14 protein-coding genes and 1 pseudogene are annotated in these 17,099 nt (G+C 63.1%); 10 read left to right on the forward strand and 5 right to left on the reverse strand.

The features are described from left to right. Positions 1-84: 84 nt before the first annotated feature. Positions 85-2,472: a membrane-bound PQQ-dependent dehydrogenase, glucose/quinate/shikimate family gene (locus tag V8Z78_RS12565; protein ID WP_349731473.1), complete on the forward strand. Its 2,388-nt coding sequence runs from the start codon at positions 85-87 to the stop codon at positions 2,470-2,472. 181 nt (positions 2,473-2,653) lie between these two features. Here V8Z78_RS12565 and V8Z78_RS12570 read toward each other — a convergent pair whose 3' ends face one another. Beyond that, positions 2,654-3,424, reverse strand: coding sequence for a DsbA family protein (locus tag V8Z78_RS12570; protein ID WP_046460194.1), 771 nt, complete (start codon positions 3,422-3,424; stop codon positions 2,654-2,656). A gap of 144 nt (positions 3,425-3,568) precedes the next feature. On the opposite strand from V8Z78_RS12570, the gene V8Z78_RS12575 reads away from it, so the two are divergent. The 3 genes from V8Z78_RS12575 to mnmH all read left to right on the forward strand — a co-directional run bounded on the left by V8Z78_RS12575 (position 3,569) and on the right by mnmH (position 7,159). Next, on the forward strand, positions 3,569-4,111 hold the full coding sequence (locus V8Z78_RS12575) for a retropepsin-like aspartic protease family protein (RefSeq protein ID WP_046460195.1): 543 nt from the start codon (positions 3,569-3,571) through the stop codon (positions 4,109-4,111). Positions 4,112-4,364: 253 nt separating this feature from the next. After that, complete coding sequence (locus V8Z78_RS12580; protein ID WP_046460196.1) at positions 4,365-5,720, forward strand: alanine/glycine:cation symporter family protein; 1,356 nt, start codon at positions 4,365-4,367, stop codon at positions 5,718-5,720. Between the two features lie 383 nt (positions 5,721-6,103). Further along, complete coding sequence (gene mnmH, locus V8Z78_RS12585; RefSeq protein WP_349731474.1) at positions 6,104-7,159, forward strand: tRNA 2-selenouridine(34) synthase MnmH; 1,056 nt, start codon at positions 6,104-6,106, stop codon at positions 7,157-7,159. 52 nt (positions 7,160-7,211) lie between these two features. Here mnmH and V8Z78_RS12590 read toward each other — a convergent pair whose 3' ends face one another. After that, positions 7,212-7,721, reverse strand: coding sequence for a GNAT family N-acetyltransferase (locus V8Z78_RS12590; RefSeq protein ID WP_012838791.1), 510 nt, complete (start codon positions 7,719-7,721; stop codon positions 7,212-7,214). A gap of 9 nt (positions 7,722-7,730) precedes the next feature. Continuing rightward, entirely contained in the window at positions 7,731-8,348 is a 618-nt protein-coding gene (locus V8Z78_RS12595) for a LysE family translocator (protein WP_003067454.1), read from the reverse strand. Between the two features lie 134 nt (positions 8,349-8,482). Here V8Z78_RS12595 and V8Z78_RS12600 point away from each other — a divergent pair. Beyond that, a pseudogene (locus V8Z78_RS12600) lies at positions 8,483-9,971 on the forward strand (aminotransferase-like domain-containing protein). Positions 9,972-10,072: 101 nt separating this feature from the next. Continuing rightward, the gene (locus V8Z78_RS12605; protein ID WP_349731475.1) at positions 10,073-10,864 is read left to right on the forward strand and encodes a hypothetical protein; all 792 of its coding nucleotides are present in this window, start codon (positions 10,073-10,075) and stop codon (positions 10,862-10,864) included. A gap of 7 nt (positions 10,865-10,871) precedes the next feature. Here V8Z78_RS12605 and V8Z78_RS12610 read toward each other — a convergent pair whose 3' ends face one another. Both V8Z78_RS12610 and V8Z78_RS12615 read right to left on the reverse strand, forming a co-directional pair. Beyond that, the gene (locus tag V8Z78_RS12610; protein ID WP_029158280.1) at positions 10,872-11,207 is read right to left on the reverse strand and encodes a cupin domain-containing protein; all 336 of its coding nucleotides are present in this window, start codon (positions 11,205-11,207) and stop codon (positions 10,872-10,874) included. A 169-nt stretch (positions 11,208-11,376) separates the two neighbouring features. Then, positions 11,377-11,823 (reverse strand): hypothetical protein, encoded by a 447-nt coding sequence (locus V8Z78_RS12615; protein WP_349731476.1) that lies wholly within the window; start codon positions 11,821-11,823, stop codon positions 11,377-11,379. Positions 11,824-12,294: 471 nt separating this feature from the next. Here V8Z78_RS12615 and V8Z78_RS12625 point away from each other — a divergent pair, with 471 nt between their 5' ends. From V8Z78_RS12625 to V8Z78_RS12640, 4 genes are all read left to right on the forward strand, one after another. Continuing rightward, positions 12,295-13,281 (forward strand): Bug family tripartite tricarboxylate transporter substrate binding protein, encoded by a 987-nt coding sequence (locus tag V8Z78_RS12625; RefSeq protein ID WP_280009471.1) that lies wholly within the window; start codon positions 12,295-12,297, stop codon positions 13,279-13,281. A gap of 1 nt (position 13,282) precedes the next feature. Continuing rightward, complete coding sequence (locus V8Z78_RS12630; RefSeq protein ID WP_349731477.1) at positions 13,283-14,605, forward strand: CaiB/BaiF CoA transferase family protein; 1,323 nt, start codon at positions 13,283-13,285, stop codon at positions 14,603-14,605. Continuing rightward, positions 14,590-14,982, forward strand: coding sequence for a cupin domain-containing protein (locus V8Z78_RS12635; protein WP_349731478.1), 393 nt, complete (start codon positions 14,590-14,592; stop codon positions 14,980-14,982). Before V8Z78_RS12630 ends, V8Z78_RS12635 begins: the two co-directional genes overlap by 16 nt. 83 nt (positions 14,983-15,065) lie before the next feature. Further along, on the forward strand, positions 15,066-16,229 hold the full coding sequence (locus V8Z78_RS12640) for an acyl-CoA dehydrogenase family protein (protein WP_349731479.1): 1,164 nt from the start codon (positions 15,066-15,068) through the stop codon (positions 16,227-16,229). Positions 16,230-17,099 lie beyond the last annotated feature (870 nt).

Below are 17,099 nucleotides of genomic sequence, written 5' to 3' on the forward strand. Positions count from 1 at the left end.
GCGTGCAAAGCCTCGAAAGTATGTCGATGTGTATCGGCGTTAAGGCGTGCAATACACAAATGGCAATTAATTTCAGGTGAGGCTATGGCTCCTTCATCCAATGACGGGCGCTGGTACTGGCTTGCAGTGGGGTTGCTGATGCTGCTCATGGGTCTGTACCTGACCATAGGCGGCGGCATTCTGCTCGGCAAGGGAGGTAGCTGGTACTTTGTGCTGATGGGGCTGGCGATGCTGGCATCGGCCACACTGCTGCTGGCGCGGCGCAGGGCCGGCGCCCATCTCTATGCGCTGGCCTTTGTGCTGACCCTGGTCTGGGCCTGGTGGGATGCGGGCTGGGAGTTCTGGCCGCTGGTTTCGCGTCTGATGGTGTTTGCCGTGCTGGGCCTGCTGGTGGCCCTGGGCTATGCGCAGCTTGAGGCGGGCAAGCTGGTCATGAACGATTATGGCCGCCTGGGAGCCGCAGTGTCGGTGGTGGTGCTGGGCCTGGGCATCGTCGCGACGGCCGTCAGTGCCTTCTCGCCCAAGGGCGTGATTGCCCCCGAGGTCACCGAGGTGCCGTCGGTCGGCTCCATGGAGATCAAGGCCTCGGACTGGACGGACTGGGGGCAGGGCCCCGCAGGACAGCGCTTTGCTGCTGTCGAGCAGATCAGCCGGGACAATGTCGACAAGCTGGCCGTGGCCTGGACGGCACGCACCGGCGATGTGCCACAGAGCACGGGCTCGGGTGCCGAAGACCAGAACACGCCGCAGCAGATCGGGGACCGCCTGTATGTCTGCACGGCCTACGGCAAGGTGCTGGCGCTGGATGTGGACACGGGCGAGGAGAAGTGGAAATTCGACCCCGAGGCCAAGTCACCCAACTGGCAGCGCTGCAGAGGTCTGGGTTACTTCGATGGCAATGAGGCCGCAATCAAGGCCTCGGGTGCCCTCGGCAAGCCCGGAGATGTTGCGCCAGGCTGCAGGCGTCGTCTGTTTCTGCCCACCATCGATGCGCGATTGATCGCGCTCGATCCCGATTCGGGCAAGCCATGCACCGACTTCGGCAAGGACGGCGTGCTGGATCTGACCCAGGGCATGGGCGAGGTCAAGCAGGGCTGGTATCAGCAGACCTCGGCGCCGCTGGTGGCCGAGAACCTGGTGATCGTGGGTGGGCGCGTGGCTGACAATTTCTCGACCGACGAGCCCTCGGGCGTGGTGCGAGCCTTCGATGTGCACAGCGGCAGGCTGGTCTGGGCCTGGGACCCGGGCAATCCCGACATCACCGGGCCGCCGCCGCAGGGACAGACCTATACGCGCAACTCGCCCAATGTCTGGGGCGGCATGTCCTATGACGCCAGGCTGGGCCTGGCCTATCTGGGCACGGGCAATGCGACGCCGGACTTCTATGCGGCCCAGCGCACAGCGGAGATGGAGAAGAACAGCTCCGCCATCGTGGCCATGGACATCAGGACCGGCAAGCCGCGCTGGCTCTACCAGACCGTGCACCACGATCTGTGGGACTTCGACATTCCGTCCCAGCCCGCTCTGGTCGATGTGAGCAATGCCCAGGGCGGGGTGGACCCCGCGCTGCTGCAGGTGACCAAGCAGGGCATGATCTTCATGCTCAACCGCGAGACCGGCGAGCCTCTGGCAGAGGTGCAGGAGCTGCCCGTGCCGCAAGGCCATGTACCCGGCGAGCGCTATGCGCCGACCCAGCCGCATTCCACGGGCATGCCCAATATCGGCAACCAGACTCTCAAGGAGTCCGATATGTGGGGCGCCACGCCTTTCGACCAACTGCTGTGTCGGATTGCCTTCAAGGACATGCAGCATCAAGGCGTGTTCACGCCGCCGGGCATGGGGCCGACGCTGCAGTTTCCCGGTTCCTTGGGCGGCATGAACTGGGGCAGCGTCTCCATAGACCCGATCAGCCAGACTATGTTCGTCAACGATATGCGCCTGGGTCTGGCGAACTACATGATCGCGCGCGCCGATATGAAGCCCGGCGCCAGCGGCATCGAGATGGGGGCCGTGCCCCAGGAGGGCACGCCGTTTGGTGCCATGCGCCAGCGCTTTCTGTCGCCGCTGGGCATTCCCTGTCAGAAGCCGCCCTTTGGCACCATGACGGCCGTGGATCTGAAATCGCGGCAGATCAAATGGCAGGTGCCCGTGGGCACGGTGCGTGACACCGGTCCTCTGGGCATTCCCATGTGGCTGCCAATTCCCATCGGCATGCCCACGCTGGGTCCCTCCATGGTCACCAAGTCAGGGCTGGTGTTCTTCGCTGGCACACAGGACTTTTATCTGCGCGCCTTCGACAGCGCCAACGGCAAGGAGATCTGGCGCTCGCGCCTGCCCGTGGGTAGCCAGGGCGGGCCGATGAGTTATGTCTCGCCCAGAACCGGCAGGCAGTATGTGGTGATCACCGCCGGTGGCGCACGCCAGTCGCCCAAGCGCGGTGACTATGTGATCGCCTATGCCCTGCCGCAATAGCGAAGGCAATAGCGTCAGGGTGCGGAGTCGTCGGCAGAAGGATTAAAAAAGATAGCTGCTTGCACTTAATAGATAAGGAATTTAGATTGAATAATGCCTGAAATCTTTAAATATCAAGCGCTGCAAGCTATGAATAAAAGAGTATCTGCCGCGCAGGCGTGTGCCGCGCAGGCTACGCCGCTCAGCGCGGTGGCAGCTCGCAGCCGTCGGGGCCGCAACTGGGGTCGCCACTGGTGTCGGTGTCGCCGGCCTGCTGCTGATTGAGCTCGGCAATCTGCTCGGCCCAGGCGGCCAGTTGCTGCTTCCAGCCGTCGACATCGCCCAGCCATTCGCCGATTTCGATGCGCTGCACGGCGCGTTGGCCGGCCTGCTCGGGGTGGTCGAACTCCAGGGCCAGGGTGGGAAAGCCCTGGCCCTGCACCATGCCCAGCCATTCGCGGCTTTCGGCGATATGCTTTTGCGTGGCCGCGCCGCTTTGCTCGGCGTAGGCTGCGTCATAGGCCGCGCTGTCCAGATCGATGCCGGCTGCCAGCTCGCGCAGCACGGCGGGCTCGCTGATGCGGCGGCCTTCCACATAGTGGGCTTTCTGCTCGGCAGCCAGCATCTCCAGGCCCTTGCCTGCCAGCGCTTCGGCGGCCAGCAGGGCCGTGGTTGGGGGCTCGGAGTCCAGCGGCGCGCCAATGTCATTGAGCAGGCCGTTGAGATAGGCATCGCCAAAAGGCTGGCCCGTCATCTCGGCAATGCGCTGGTCGCTGGGCATGACTTTGTCACGCCAGTCTGCGGTGATGGTGCGCGTGTGGGCGCCAGTCAGCATGCCGCCGGCATGCCATTGAACCTCGATGCCGGGCACTTCGCGCGCGGCCTTGACCAGCGGGGCGGCGGCATAGCACCAGCCGCACAGAGGATCGAAAATATAGTGCAGCACCAGGGCGGGCAGCTTGGATGTGTTCATATTGGGCGACCTTGCAGGCCGGTAGATTTGCAAACAAGCTTCAATGTAAGCGCGGTAGCGGCGCTGGCGCCGTAATGGTTGGGTATGACCTTGGCGCCGGTCTTGGCAAAATGGCCGCATTGTCCTCAGCTTGTTTGCCTGCCCATGCGCCTGAATGTCACGCCGCCGCCCCAGTCCTCGCCAGAGTCCGAGCCTTCCCCGCAATCCGTGGCACGGCGCAGCACCATGCTGTTTCTGCTGTTCTGGCTGGTGGTCATGGCTGCGATGTATCTGGCCATGCAGCATTTCCTCAAGCCGGCCCAGGCCAAGGTCATGGCCGACGGCACGGTGCGCATAGAGCGCGGCATGGACGGGCATTTCCGTGTCAAGGGCTATGTCAACGATCAGCCCGTCACCTTTATGGTCGATACCGGTGCCACCTCGGTCAGCGTGACCGATGCGCTGGCCGAGCGTGCCGGTCTGGAGGGTGGCGAGAAGGTACGTTTTCGCACGGCCAACGGCGAACGCGACGGCCGCATCGTCACCGCCGACGAGGTCCGTATCGCCAGCCTGCGTGTGCGCGACGTGCGCGTGGGCACGGGCTATACGGGCGACGACAGCGAAGACGCCTTGCTGGGCCAGAACTTTCTGCGCTTCTTCGATGTGCAGATGAGCGGCGATGAAATGCTGCTGCGCCCGCGCAAGTGAGTGCCGTGAAGATACTGACCGTGATTTTGCGCACTTGTGCGAGTCATAGGCCGCGGCAGCCCAAAAGCGATCGCAGACTGGATTAAAGTAGGGCGCTTTGCCAACCGGCAAACAGGAATAGTGCGCTGTGCGTGGGCCTCACACGGGCCTCTTGCGGTTGCCGCACTCGCCGCTCATGGGTGAAAGACATGTTCCGGGACTGTTGCCATTCAATGGACCGCAGGCGAAAGCTGGCTGCGGCAGACGACACTCAATGGACTGGTTAACCCAACTCTTCAAAGCCCTCAACGATATTGTCTGGGGCGTTCCCATGATCGTGCTGATTCTCGGCACGGGTTTTTATCTGCAGATCCGCCTGGGCTTCATGCCGCTGCGCAACATCGTGCGCGGCTTTCGCATGATCTGGCGCAGCCGCCGTCCCGGCGACAAGGCAGATGGCGACATCACTCCCTATGCTGCGCTGATGACGGCACTGTCCGCCACCGTGGGCACGGGCAATATTGCCGGCGTGGCCACGGCCATTGCCGTGGGCGGCCCGGGCGCACTGTTCTGGATGTGGATGACGGCGCTGCTGGGCATGGCTACCAAGTATGGCGAGGTGGTGCTGGCGGTGAAGTACCGCGAGAAAAACGACCACGGCCAGTGGGTGGGCGGCCCGATGTACGCCATCAAGAACGGTCTGGGCAGCAAGTGGAAATGGCTGGGTACGCTGTTTGCCATCTTTGGCGGTCTGGCCGGTTTCGGCATCGGCTCCATGGTGCAGTCCAACGGTATTGCATCGGCCATGCACACGGCTTTCGGCCTGGAGAGCTGGATCACAGGCCTGGGCTTGGCCGTGCTTACCGGCGCCGTGGTGCTGGGTGGCATCACCCGCATCGGCGCGGTGGCCGAAAAGCTGGTGCCTGCCATGTGCGTGGCCTATGTGATCTGCGTGCTCTATGTGCTGGGCGTGTACTTCGACCGCATTCCGGCGGCGTTTGCACTGATCTTCGAGCAGGCCTTCAGCCCCACGGCGGCAACGGGCGGCTTTCTGGGATCGACGGTGCTGATGGCCATCCGCATGGGCGTGGCACGCGGCATCTTTTCCAACGAAGCGGGCCTGGGCACGGCCGGCATCGCCCAGGCTGCGGGTGCCACGCGAGACCCCGTTTTCTCGGGGCTGGTAGGCATGATGGGCACCTTCATCGACACCATCATCGTCTGCACCATGACCGGGCTGGCCATCGTGGTCAGCGGCGTCTGGAATTCCGGCGCAACCGGGGCCGTGCTGTCCACCCAGAGCTTCGAGGCCGCCATGCCCGGCGTGGGCAAATATGTGCTGGCCGTTTCGCTGTCGGTGTTTGCCTTCACCACGATTCTGGGCTGGGCCTATTACGGTGAAAAATGCTGGACCTATCTGGTCGGCACCATCTGTGAAAAGCCCTTCCGCATCCTCTGGACCATCAGCGCCTTTGTGGGTGCCGTGGCCACGCTGGACTTTGCCTGGCTGGTCGCCGATACGCTGAACGCGCTGATGGCGATTCCCAATCTGATCTCGCTGCTGCTGCTCTCACCCGTGATCGTGCAGCTCACGCGCGAATACTTTGCGCGCCAGGATAGCCAGGCCTGATCATTCTGATAGCTTTAGGCGCTTGACGCATAAGTGCTGGAGCTTGACTTGACCTCACACAGGGCGCAGTTGTGCAAGCAGCTGCGCCCTGTGCAGTTTTGGGGCCGTGGCTGAAGCAGCCCCGCATATCTGCGAAAATACCTCCTACACAGGGAATGACTGTTGCGGAAAATATTGCCGCAACCGTTGTGCGTATCGAGGCTCGATCCACGCCCTTGCTTCGTGGCCTGCCGGGCTTCATCTTGAGATGAGACTGCAGGTTTTTCATGTTGCCGAGCCTCAGGTCGAATCGCCGCATTGTCGCGATTCCCGCTTTGCGCCCGACCACACGCCATTGCCTGGCAGCCATGCAGGCCGTCAGGCGCAGCCATGGATAGTCTGCCGTGTCCCACCGCCAGCCCGTTCGCGTTCCCGAACGTCACCAGTTTGATGCCCTGATCGATGCTCGCTCGCCTGCCGAGTTTGAGCAGGACCATATCCCCGGCTCCATCAACTGTCCGGTACTGAGCAATGCCGAGCGTGCCGAGATCGGCACCATCTACAAGCAGGTCAGCCCTTTTGAGGCCAAGCGTCTGGGGGCGGCCTATGTGTCGGCCAATCTGGCGCGCCATCTGCGCGAAACCTTTGCCGACAAGCCTGCCAACTGGAAGCCCCTGGTCTATTGCTGGCGCGGCGGCCTGCGCAGCGGCTCCATGGTGACCTGGCTGCGTCTGGTCGGCTGGGATGCCCAGCAACTGGCCGGCGGCTACAAGGCGTTTCGCGGCCATGTGATTGCGCAGCTTGAAAGCCTGGTGCCTAAGCTGCAGATGCGCGTGCTCTGCGGTGCCACCGGCTCGGCCAAGACCCGCGTACTGCATGCGCTGGCCCAAAGCGGAGAGCAGGTGCTGGACCTGGAGGGCTATGCCAGCCACAAGGGCTCCTTGCTGGGCGGTCTGCCTGGTATCGAGCAGCCCAGCCAGAAGCGTTTCGAGACCCTGATTGCCGAGCAGTTGGAGACCTTCGATCTCTCGCGTCCCGTCTATCTGGAAGGCGAGAGCGCCAAGATCGGCCGCGTCGGCCTGCCGCTGGTGCTGGTGCAGCATCTGCACAAGGCTCCGGTCATCGAGGTGCGTGCGACGACCGCCGCACGCCTTTCCTATCTGCTGCGCGACTATGCCTACCTTGGGGACGATCCCGAAGTGCTGGCCACCAAGCTGGGCTGGCTCAAGGAGCTGCAGGGCAAGGAGACCGTGGGCCGCTGGCAGCAATGGGCTCGGGCCGGGGAGCTGCCTTCGCTGTTCGAGGAGCTGATGCTGCGCCACTACGACCCGCACTACGAGCGCTCCCAGTCGAATCACTTCGAGCAATGGCCCCGGCGCCAGGTTCTGGAGACAGACCAGCTCTCGGATGAGGCCATCGCCGGTCTGGCGCGGCAGATCATTGCGATGCAGGCGCGCTGAGCCAAGCCGCTTGTTCAAGCATGCCAGCTGGAACGGGCCGGTGCGGTGCGGACTAGTCCAGCTTCATCACCATCAGCACCTCGTCGAAATACTCGCCGTCCACATACAGGGCCGCAGGCTCCAGCCCATATTCGCTAAAACCTGCCTGCTCATACAAGCGTAGTGCGTTGCCGTTGCCGGCATTGCAGCCCAGCATCAGCTGTCGCAAGTTCAGCGCTCTGCCGTGCTCAACAGCCGTCTCCAGCAGGCGGCGGGCCAGGCCTTGGCCTCGGGCCGCCGCAGCCACGTACATGGCAAAGAGATTGCCCTTGTGCGCAGTCTTTTCTCCCTGCTCGCGATACATGCCCAGGGTGGCGCAGAGTCTGCCGTCTGCGTCAAAGCCTCCCCACATGGCTTGGCCTGGCGTGCTGCCGAAACGACTCAGTATCTGCGCATCGCCGAGTGCCCGTTCGCTGGCAGGTGTGGCACCGAAGGCGGTGGGGCATTCTGTCAGGGCTTGCAGGCGCAGGGCGCGATAACTGCAAAGGTCGGACTCGGTCAGTTGGCGTATGTCATATTGCATGGACCGAGTTTAGACATGCTCGGCAAAGATGGGCACCAGCGACAGCAGCAGCAGGCCGGCCATCACGCCGTTGAACATGCGCAGTGCCTGTGGAGTACGCAGTGCGCGCCCCACGGTGCTGCCGAACAGGGTCCAGACGCTGATGCTGGGGTAGTTGACCAGGCCCAGAACAAGGGCCGACAACATCAGATTGACGAAAAAGCCTTCGCGCGGTGTGTAAGTCGCCACCACGCCCACGGCCATGATCCAGGCCTTGGGATTGACCCACTGGAAGGCAGCTGCCTGCCAGAAGCTGAACGGGCGGCTGCCCGACTGGCCCTGGTCCACGCCGCCGGCACGGGCGATTTTCCATGCCAGCCAGATCAGATAGGCCGCGCCCACATATTTGAGCAGGGTGTAGATGCGGGGCTCGGCCTCGAACAACTTGCCCAGGCCCGCGCCGATCAGCAGCACCATGATGACCACGCCCAGACAGATGCCCAGCATATGCGGCACGCTGCGGCGATAGCCGAAAGTGGCCCCCGAGGCCGTCAGCATCACATTATTGGGGCCAGGCGTCACGGAGCTGACAAAGGCAAACATGGCCAATGGCAGGATGAAGGCAGAGGATTCAGGCAGAAATGACATGGTGAACCTTGGGGCTGCATAAGCGTTGTGCCTCTATACTAAGATCTGTAGTCGGTACACTATCAGTACACTTTTGCAGGCCAGTTGATGAGCTGGCCTGCTCTAATTGACCTGACACTTTGAGGAAGCACTTCATGCTGGATGCTCATATCGACGGCAGGGCAGCGACCCCGGCAGCCTTGCCTGTGGCCGCTACGGCATCCCTGGGCTGGCAGCCCATGCGCTCCAGTGCGGTGGGACTGGTGGAGCAGTTGGTCGAGCATTTCGGCGGGCTGATCCGCAACCACGGCCTGCGTGTGGGCGTGCGCCTGCCTTCGGTGCGGGCGTTGGCGGAAAGCGCAGGTGTCAGCCGCGACACCGTGGTCCAGGCCTACGACAAGCTGGCTGCCCAGGGCCTGGTGCAATCGCGGCGCGGCAGCGGTTTTTATGTAGCGGCCCAGCGCCGCGTGATGGAGCCTGCCGCCGTTGCTGCCGCCTCGGCGCAGCCGGCGGACTTCGACACCGCTTATCTGCTGCGCGGCATTTTTCGTGATGACAGCGCGGGCACCGGGGGGGGCGGGCTGTTTGCCTTCGAGCTGGATGGATCAAGGCCTGATCACGGGCGCCATGCGCGCCATCACCCGTAACAATGCGCGGGCCGAGCAGAGCTTTCTCAGCTATGGCCATCCACAGGGCTTTCTGCCATTGCGCCAGCAGATCGCCTCGAATCTGCAAGCCCAGGAGGTGCCGGCCCATCCCGAGGCCAATCTCATGACGGTGGGCGGGGTGACCCACGGGCTGGATCTGGTCGTGCGCTGCTTTCTCAAGCCCGGCGATACCGTGCTGGTCGAAGATCCGGCCTGGTTCCTGATCTTCGGGCGGCTCAAGTACATGGGTGTGAATGTGGTCGGCGTGCCGCGCCTGCCCGGCGGGCCCGATGTGGCTGCCCTGGCATCGCTGGCCCAGAGCCACAAGCCCAAGCTCTTCATCCTCAACACGGCGGTACACAATCCCACGGGGCTGAGCCTGTCTGCCGGCGTGGCCCACGAGGTGCTGCGCATTGCCGAGCGCCATGATTTCCTGCTGGTAGAGGACGACACCTATGCCGAATTCCTGGGCGCCATGCCGCTGAGGCTGGCGGCCATGGACAGATTGCAGCGCGTGATTCTGGTGGGGGGCTATTCCAAGACCTTGTCGGGCGGCCTGCGCGTGGGCTATATCGCGGCCAAACCCGAGTATGTGCACCGCCTGACCGACATGAAGCTGCTGGCAGGCCTGACCTCTTCGCTGCCGGCGGAGCAGATCGTGCACCATATTCTGGCCGACGGTTCGTTTCGCAAGCATGTGGACCGGCTGCGCGAGCGCGTGGACCGCGCGCGCGGGCGTTGCCTGCGCAAGCTCGAAGCGCTGGGCTGCCATGCGGAGTACGAACCCGTGGCCGGCACTTTTGCCTGGGTCGATTGCGGCGTGGACACCGAGGTTCTGGCGCGTCAGGCGGCGCTGAGCAATCTGCTGCTGGCACCGGGCCTGCTGTTTTCGCCGCAGCAGGCAACCAGCAGCAAGCTGCGCGTGCCCGTGGCGATGGCCGACCAGACCGAGCCATGGAAGGTGCTGGAGCAGATCCTCCGGCAGCTGCGCAAATAGCGTCCTGGCCGGTGAACGGGCCCGGGCTTTGTTCACGATTGATAACAATCGCGCGCCTCTGGCGTGATTGAACACGTTGCATCTGCTGTTATGTTTGTAGCATGACAGCCGCACGAGCTTTGCCCCATGCCGCCGCAGGCCACTGCACGCGCGATTTCCTGCGTGCTCGCCCGCTCATGGGGCGGTGGCTGCTGTCAGGGCTTGTGCTTTGCGCTTTGGCCGCTTGTTCCAGTGCCCCCACGAATCACGGCGAAGTGAAGGGCGAGGACTTTCACTCGCGCGAGCTGCTGCAGTCCGACAGCAACCGCATGGCAACGCTGGCCATGAAGGAAAATCTGGAGAGCCTGTTTCTCATCATGGACAAGCTCTATCGCCGCAACCCCGCCGAATGGAAAAAGACCGCCTCCAGCCGGGAGGCGGCCATGACTTATGTGCGCATTGCCGTCATGGAGCGCCAGCCCTGGCATGAACTGCAGGACAAGCGCGATGTGGCAGCGCTGTCCCTGGCCTTGCAGCCCGAGTTCGCAGGGGACCGGGTCGCGGCCTTCGTCCATGCAGCAGCCGACATGCTGATCACCGCGCATGGCGGGCGCACCAGCTTCACGCTGATCGACGGACTGGATCCGCAGCATGTCTTCAATGCAGCGCGCAATCTGGAAATTGCCAACTGGATTCTCAACTCGCGTAAAGCTCCCGGTGGAAAGCCCTTGCTGCTATCGAATCAGATAGCGGAAGAGGGGCGCAACCTGAGCTTCGAGCGCGAGATGGGAAAGATCATCGGCCGGCTGGATCTGGTGGCGGATTACACCACCGAGCGCTACCGGCGCTCCGTCATCGGCTATGCGCAGGGATTGCTTGCCGGCCCTTTCATGCAGTTTTTGCCTGTTCGATAGAAATTCTTCAGGCCTCACAGAGCACGATGGTGGCAATCGCAGACGAGTCTTCCATGGCGCGTACGGCATGGGGCATATTGGCTGGCAGATGCATGAGTTGCTTGGGGCCCAGCTCATGCACGGTCTGGCCGATGAGAACTTCGAGCCGACCTTCCAGGCATTGCAGACTGACGCTGCCAGGCACGCGATGCGGCGGCAGCGACTGGCCCGAGCGCAGCACGACGCGAATGACTTCCAGATCTTCCGCCTTGAAGAGCACGCTCGAGTGAGCGGCAGGAAGCCTGGCTCCGTAAGGAGCGACATCCAGAGCTTGGTGGGTGGGCGTGGAGTGGATATGGTCCATGACAGCACCTGAGCGAAAGCGGTAATAAGGCATTCTCCCCCGAGTGGGGCCCAAGTTCAATCACCGTTTTGTGACAGCGCTGTAGGGCATCAGGCCTTATCGCCTCGTTTCGTTGTTCATCAGCGCTGTTTGGCGCGTATCACTGAGGCCCGGGCGCGACTGGCAGCTGTCATGCCAGGTGTCGTAGATTCTCGGCAGGCATGGGGCTGAAGCCTGCTGCGGCGAATTCTGCAGCCCAGCGTTTCAGCAGGATCGAATAAGCGTTCAGGAAGAACTGTCGAGGAGCCTGAATCTGCCAGGTTGCGGGCAGGTAGAAGCAGTCGTCGTGGCTGTCTTCCAGTGGGGCTGCAAAGTCGTATTGCAGGCTTTGCAAGGCGGCTTGCAATGACCGGGTCAGCATCACTTTATGCGCAGTGCTCCATGAAGCCTGCTCACAGCAGGGAAAGAAATAGCGATCGAGCAACTGCAGCAATTGCTTGGGATCGTTGGGATCATAGGCAGCGAGTTCCTGACCCAGAGACTCTTCCCGATCATAGATATCGAAGGGCGCCAGCAAAAGAGACGGGTCGGCATGGAACTCGATGTCGATGCCGGGGTGCTTGAGAGGCTCGGCCATGGTCAGAGGAATACAGAAGAAACAAGGCGACAGTCTGCCATTGAGCGACGCTTCAACGCCGTATCCGCTCCAGCTATTTGCTCAAGCTGAATGCCTTGCGTCAGCGCCAGCTCGCGTGAATAGCTGATGGCGTTGCTAGTGCAGCATATGTATTGCTTCCAGGCGTCCGAGCCGCTCTCGCCGCCAAAAGCTCCGCCGATCTCGACGTCTCTGGGCCTGGCCAGAGCGGGCCGCTGCCGCCACCTCAAGGGCATAAGGGCTGGGGACGCAGGTACAAATCCGGCTCATTTTTTCGTGTAGAGGGGGAAGGCGAGGCGTCGTGCGCAGCGGCTGGGAATGTCCAGCTGGATTTAATGATTCGCAAATCAAATCATTCATGCGGTTTAAACAATTGGACTTGAATCATTGAACGCTTCAGCATGCAGTGCAGGCACCGGATACAGGTGCCGCAGCCTGAACAAGGAGACAAGCATGAACAAGCGATTCTTACTGCGCGCCTGTGCGAGCGCAGGCCTGGCAGCCACCATGAGCATGGGCTTTGGCGGGACGGTGCTGGCTCAGGAGAGCTATCCCGCAGCCCCCATCACGCTGGTGGTGCCGTTTGCCGCGGGCAGCGGCACCGATGCGGTGGCGCGCGTGGTGGCCAACAAGCTGGGCGAGCGACTCAAGCAGCCCGTGGTGGTGGACAACCGGGCCGGGGCCAATGCCCAGATTGCAGCCGCGCATGTGGTCAAGGCCAAGCCGGACGGCTATACGCTGTTCATGACCACCAACACCTCGCATTCGGCCAATCCCTGGCTGGTCAAGGGGCTCAAGTACGACCCCATCAAGGACTTCACGCCCGTGGCCCGCGTGGGCGAGCTGCCGTTCGCGCTGGTGGTCCATCCCTCGGTGCCGGCCAGGACCGTGGCCGAGCTGATTGCCTATGCCAGGTCGCATCCGGACAAGCTCTCCTACGGCACGCCCAACAGCACCTCGCTGGTGGCTTCGGAAACCTTCAAATACATCACGGGTACGCAGATCACCGGCGTGCCCTACAAGTCCAGCCCGCAGGCATTGACCGATGTGATGGGCAACCAGATCCAGATGTATGTGGCCGATCTGGGTTCGGCCTGGGGCACGCTCAAGACCGAGCGCGTGCGCACGCTGGGCGTGACGGCGGCCAAGGGGTCGCAGCTGCTGCCCAATGTGCCCGCCATCGGCAAGACGCTGCCGGGCTTCGACATCACCTCGTGGAACGGCATCTTCGGCCCGGCAGGCATGCCCAAGGCCATAGCCGAGCGCATTAACGGCGAGCTGCAGCTCATCCTCAAGGACAAGGCCGTGCAGGAGCAACTGGCCCAGGTCGGCTTCGAAGTCTGGCCCACGGCCACACCCGACGAGTTCGCGCTCTATGTGAAGGAGCAGCTCGCCAAATGGGGGCAACTGGTCAAGCAGGCCGGCATCGAGGCGCAGTGAGATGACGAGCATGCATAGCGATAGCCGTCAGGCTGCAGGCCGCACAGCGGGCCCGTCAGCGGGTCACACAGCGGGTACATCAGCCGGTCCCCTGGCCGGCGTCAGGATCGTGGACATGACCTCGGTGATCATGGGGCCGTTTGCCACGCAGATTCTGGCCGCCCTGGGTGCCAATGTGATCAAGGTGGAATCGCCCGAGGGCGACAACATGCGCCATGTAGGCCCCATGCGCAACCCCGGCATGGGCCCCATTTTTCTGCAGGCCAACCAGGGCAAGCGCTCCGTGGTGCTTGATCTCAAGCAGGCCGCAGCACGCCAGGCGCTGCTGCAGCTGCTGGCCGATGCCGATGTCTTCATCAGCAATGTGCGGCCCCAGGCCATGGCCAGACTCGGGCTGGACTGGCAGACGCTGGAGCAGAGCCATCCGCGCCTGATCCATGTGAGCTGCTGCGGCTTCGATCAGGCCGGCCCCTATGCGGCCAAGCCTGCCTACGACGATCTGATACAGGGGGCGACCGGCGTGCCCTGGCTGGCCCAGCAGTACGGCGGGGGCGAGCCGTCCTATGCGCCCATGACGCTGGGAGACCGGGTCACGGGCCTGCATGCGGTCTATGCGGTCACCGCTGCGCTGTATGCGCGTGAGAAGAGCGGCCAGGGCCAGGCGGTGGTCGTGCCCATGTTCGAGGCCATGACGCAGTTCATCCTGGGCGATCACATGGCCGGGCTGAGCTTCGAGCCGCCGCTGGGCGATGCCGGCTATGCGCGGCTGCTGACGCGCCATCGCAAGCCCTACCGCACCAGCGACGGCCATCTCTGCGTGCTGATCTACAACGACAAGCACTGGCACAGCTTTTTCCAGGCCATAGGCCAGGGCGAGCGCATGCGCGAGCCCATGTTCGCCACCCATGGCCAGCGCGCAGCGAATATCGATGCCGTCTATGCCGAGGTGGCGAGCCTGATGCGCGAGCGCAGCACGGCCGAGTGGCGTGCGCTGCTCGATGCGGCCGACGTGCCGAATATGCCCATGGCTTCGCCCGAGGACTTGCTGGCCGACCCCCACCATGCGGCCACGGGTTTTGTGCGCGAGATCGAGCATCCCAGCGAGGGGCGGCTGCGCACCACGGCCAATCCCACGCAGTGGAGCGCCACGCCCCCAGGCCGCGAGGCCAGCGCGGCGCCGCAGCTGGGTCAGCACACGCTGCAGGTGCTGCGCGAGGCAGGTCTTGGCGAGGCGCAGATCGCCGCGCTGCAGGCCAGCGGTGCCTGCATGCAGGCTTCATCATCCAACGATAAAAGAGAGACAGACATATGCCCCGCTATCTGATCCGCGAGCAGGACATACAGGGATACAGCCCCGCCAACCACCATGGCACGGTGAACAGGCGCTTGGTCAGCCAGGCCAATGTCGGCGCGCAGCATATGGAAGTGGTGCTTGGAACGCTGGAAAAAGGCGGCGGTGCACTGCCGCATGCCCACCCGGGCATGGAGCAGGCCTGCTATCTGCTGGACGGCACGGCAGAGGTGGAGGTGGAAAGCCAGGGCCAGACCGAGCGCTTTGCCATGCAGGCGGGCGATACCTGCTTCTTCCCGGAGGACTGCATGCATGTGTTTCGCGTCACCAGCGACCAGCCCGTGCGTCTGCTGGTCATCTACAGCCCGCCCTATGGCGAGAACCCGGCGCGCGTGCGCCGACCTGATTGATAAAAAACAATAGCTGATAGCGCTTGTGAGACAGGCGCTTGAGGCGGATTTCATTGAAATTCAACCGATAGAGAGAAGCCGCCATGGATTTTTTATGGAGCGCCGAGCAGGAACAGATCCGCGAAGCCGTGCAGCGGGCCTGCGCGCCTTTCGATGATGACTACTGGCTGAAGAAGGACAGGGACGGCGGCTTTCCGCACGACTTCCACCAGGCCCTGGCCGAAGCCGGCTGGCTGGGCATTGCCATGCCTGAGGAGTTCGGCGGTGCGGGTCTTGGCATTACCGAGGCTGCTCTGATGATGCACACCATCTCGGCCACGGGGGCCGGACTGTCGGGCGCCTCGGCCGTGCACATGAACATCTTCGGCCTGCACCCGGCCGTGGTCTTCGGCACGGATGAACAAAGACAGCGCTGGCTGCCGCCGCTGATCGCTGGCCGGGACAAGGCCTGTTTCGGCGTGACCGAGCCCAATGCCGGACTCAACACCCTCAAGCTGCAGACCCGTGCCGTGCGCGACGGCGATGTCTATGTGGTGCACGGGCAGAAGGTCTTCATCTCCACGGCCCAGGTGGCCAACAAGATATTGCTGCTGGCCCGCACCAGGCCCGTGGAGGAGTGCCAGGGCACCGAAGGCCTGTCGCTGTTCTACACCGACCTGGACCGCAGCCGCATCGCCGTGACCGAGATCGAGAAGATGGGCCGCAAGTGCGTGGACACCAATCAGCTCTTCATCGACGGGCTGCGCATCCCGGTGCAGGACCGTATCGGTGAGGAGGGCAAGGGCTTTTCGTACATCTTGCACGGCCTCAACCCCGAGCGCATCCTGATTGCGGCCGAAGCCGTGGGCCTGGGCCGTGCGGCCCTGGCGCGCGCCACTCAGTACGCGAACGAACGCGTGGTCTTCGACCGGCCCATAGGCCAGAACCAGGGCGTGCAGCACCCGTTGGCCCAGGCCTGGATGGGGCTGGAGGCCGCACACCTGATGGTGCAGAAGGCCGCTTTCCTCTATGACAAGGGCCTGCCCTGCGGCGCCGAGGCCAATGCCGCCAAGTACCTGGCCGCCGAAGCCTGTGCCAAGGCCTGCGAGACCGCCATCTTCACGCACGGCGGCATGGGCTATGCCAAGGAGTTCCATGTGGAGCGCTATATGCGCGAGTCGTGGATTCCGCGCCTGGCGCCCGTGAGCCCGCAACTCATCATGTGCTTTATTGCGGAGAAGGTGCTGGGATTGCCCAAGTCGTATTGATCGGCCGAGCGGCAAGGGATGGTAGGTCAAGCAAACGAAGTGGTGCTGTTTCTGATAGCTGCTTGCGCTTTCTGTGATTGGGCTAGAGGCTGATTTGCCTTGAAATCTGTGTTGCGGCTGCCTGGCAACAGGAGATGGTGAGCGAAGCTAATGACCTGCTTGGTTTGTTTGCAGAGGGCGGGTCTCGGCCCGCCTGCCGCCTCACTTTCTTGCTTGTGCAAGAAAGTAAGCAAAGAACACAGTCCCTGCTGCCCCCGTCCCGCCGGCTGTGCCTGCGGGCAACCTGCGTCGTCAAGCTCTTGCGGCTGTGCGGCCCAACTCACTTCGCGGCAAGCCGCTTCGCTCAGACAAACGGCCGCAAATTTGATGACGATGCAGCTGCACTCTGCGGTGCAACTGCGCGCCACAAGAACTTGCCGCCGCAGGCGTGGGCACAAGGGGCAAGACCGGATGCGGGATAGCTTCTTTGGAAAACTAGTAGGTGCTATCGCAATCTTTAAAGCGCCAGAGGCCGGCTTCGTCGCAACTCATGCAGGCCGCCCGTATCTACCCGTGTGTCTGCGCCTGCGGCACGCGGTTCGGGCTGCGGGCAACGCTGCCGCAGGACAGCGTTGCATCGTGAACTGACTTGCCGCCGTCTGTCTGAGCGAAGCGGCGTGCCGCGCAGCGAGTTGGGCGGCACCGCAGTCTGAATGGCGTGACGCAGGTTTGCCCGTAGCGAAGCGCAGGGACGCGGACGGTAGGGTTGTGTTCTTTGCTTACTTTCTTGCACAAGCAAGAAAGTGAGTCGCCCGCCGGGGCGAAATCCCGGCGTGGCCGGCAAGGCCTCTGTCGCTGGCGACAAATCTGATAGCTGTTTTTGATAGCTGC

The sequence above is a fragment of the Comamonas sp. wu1-DMT genome, assembly GCF_040187805.1.
Classification (GTDB): domain Bacteria; phylum Pseudomonadota; class Gammaproteobacteria; order Burkholderiales; family Burkholderiaceae_C; genus Comamonas; species Comamonas thiooxydans.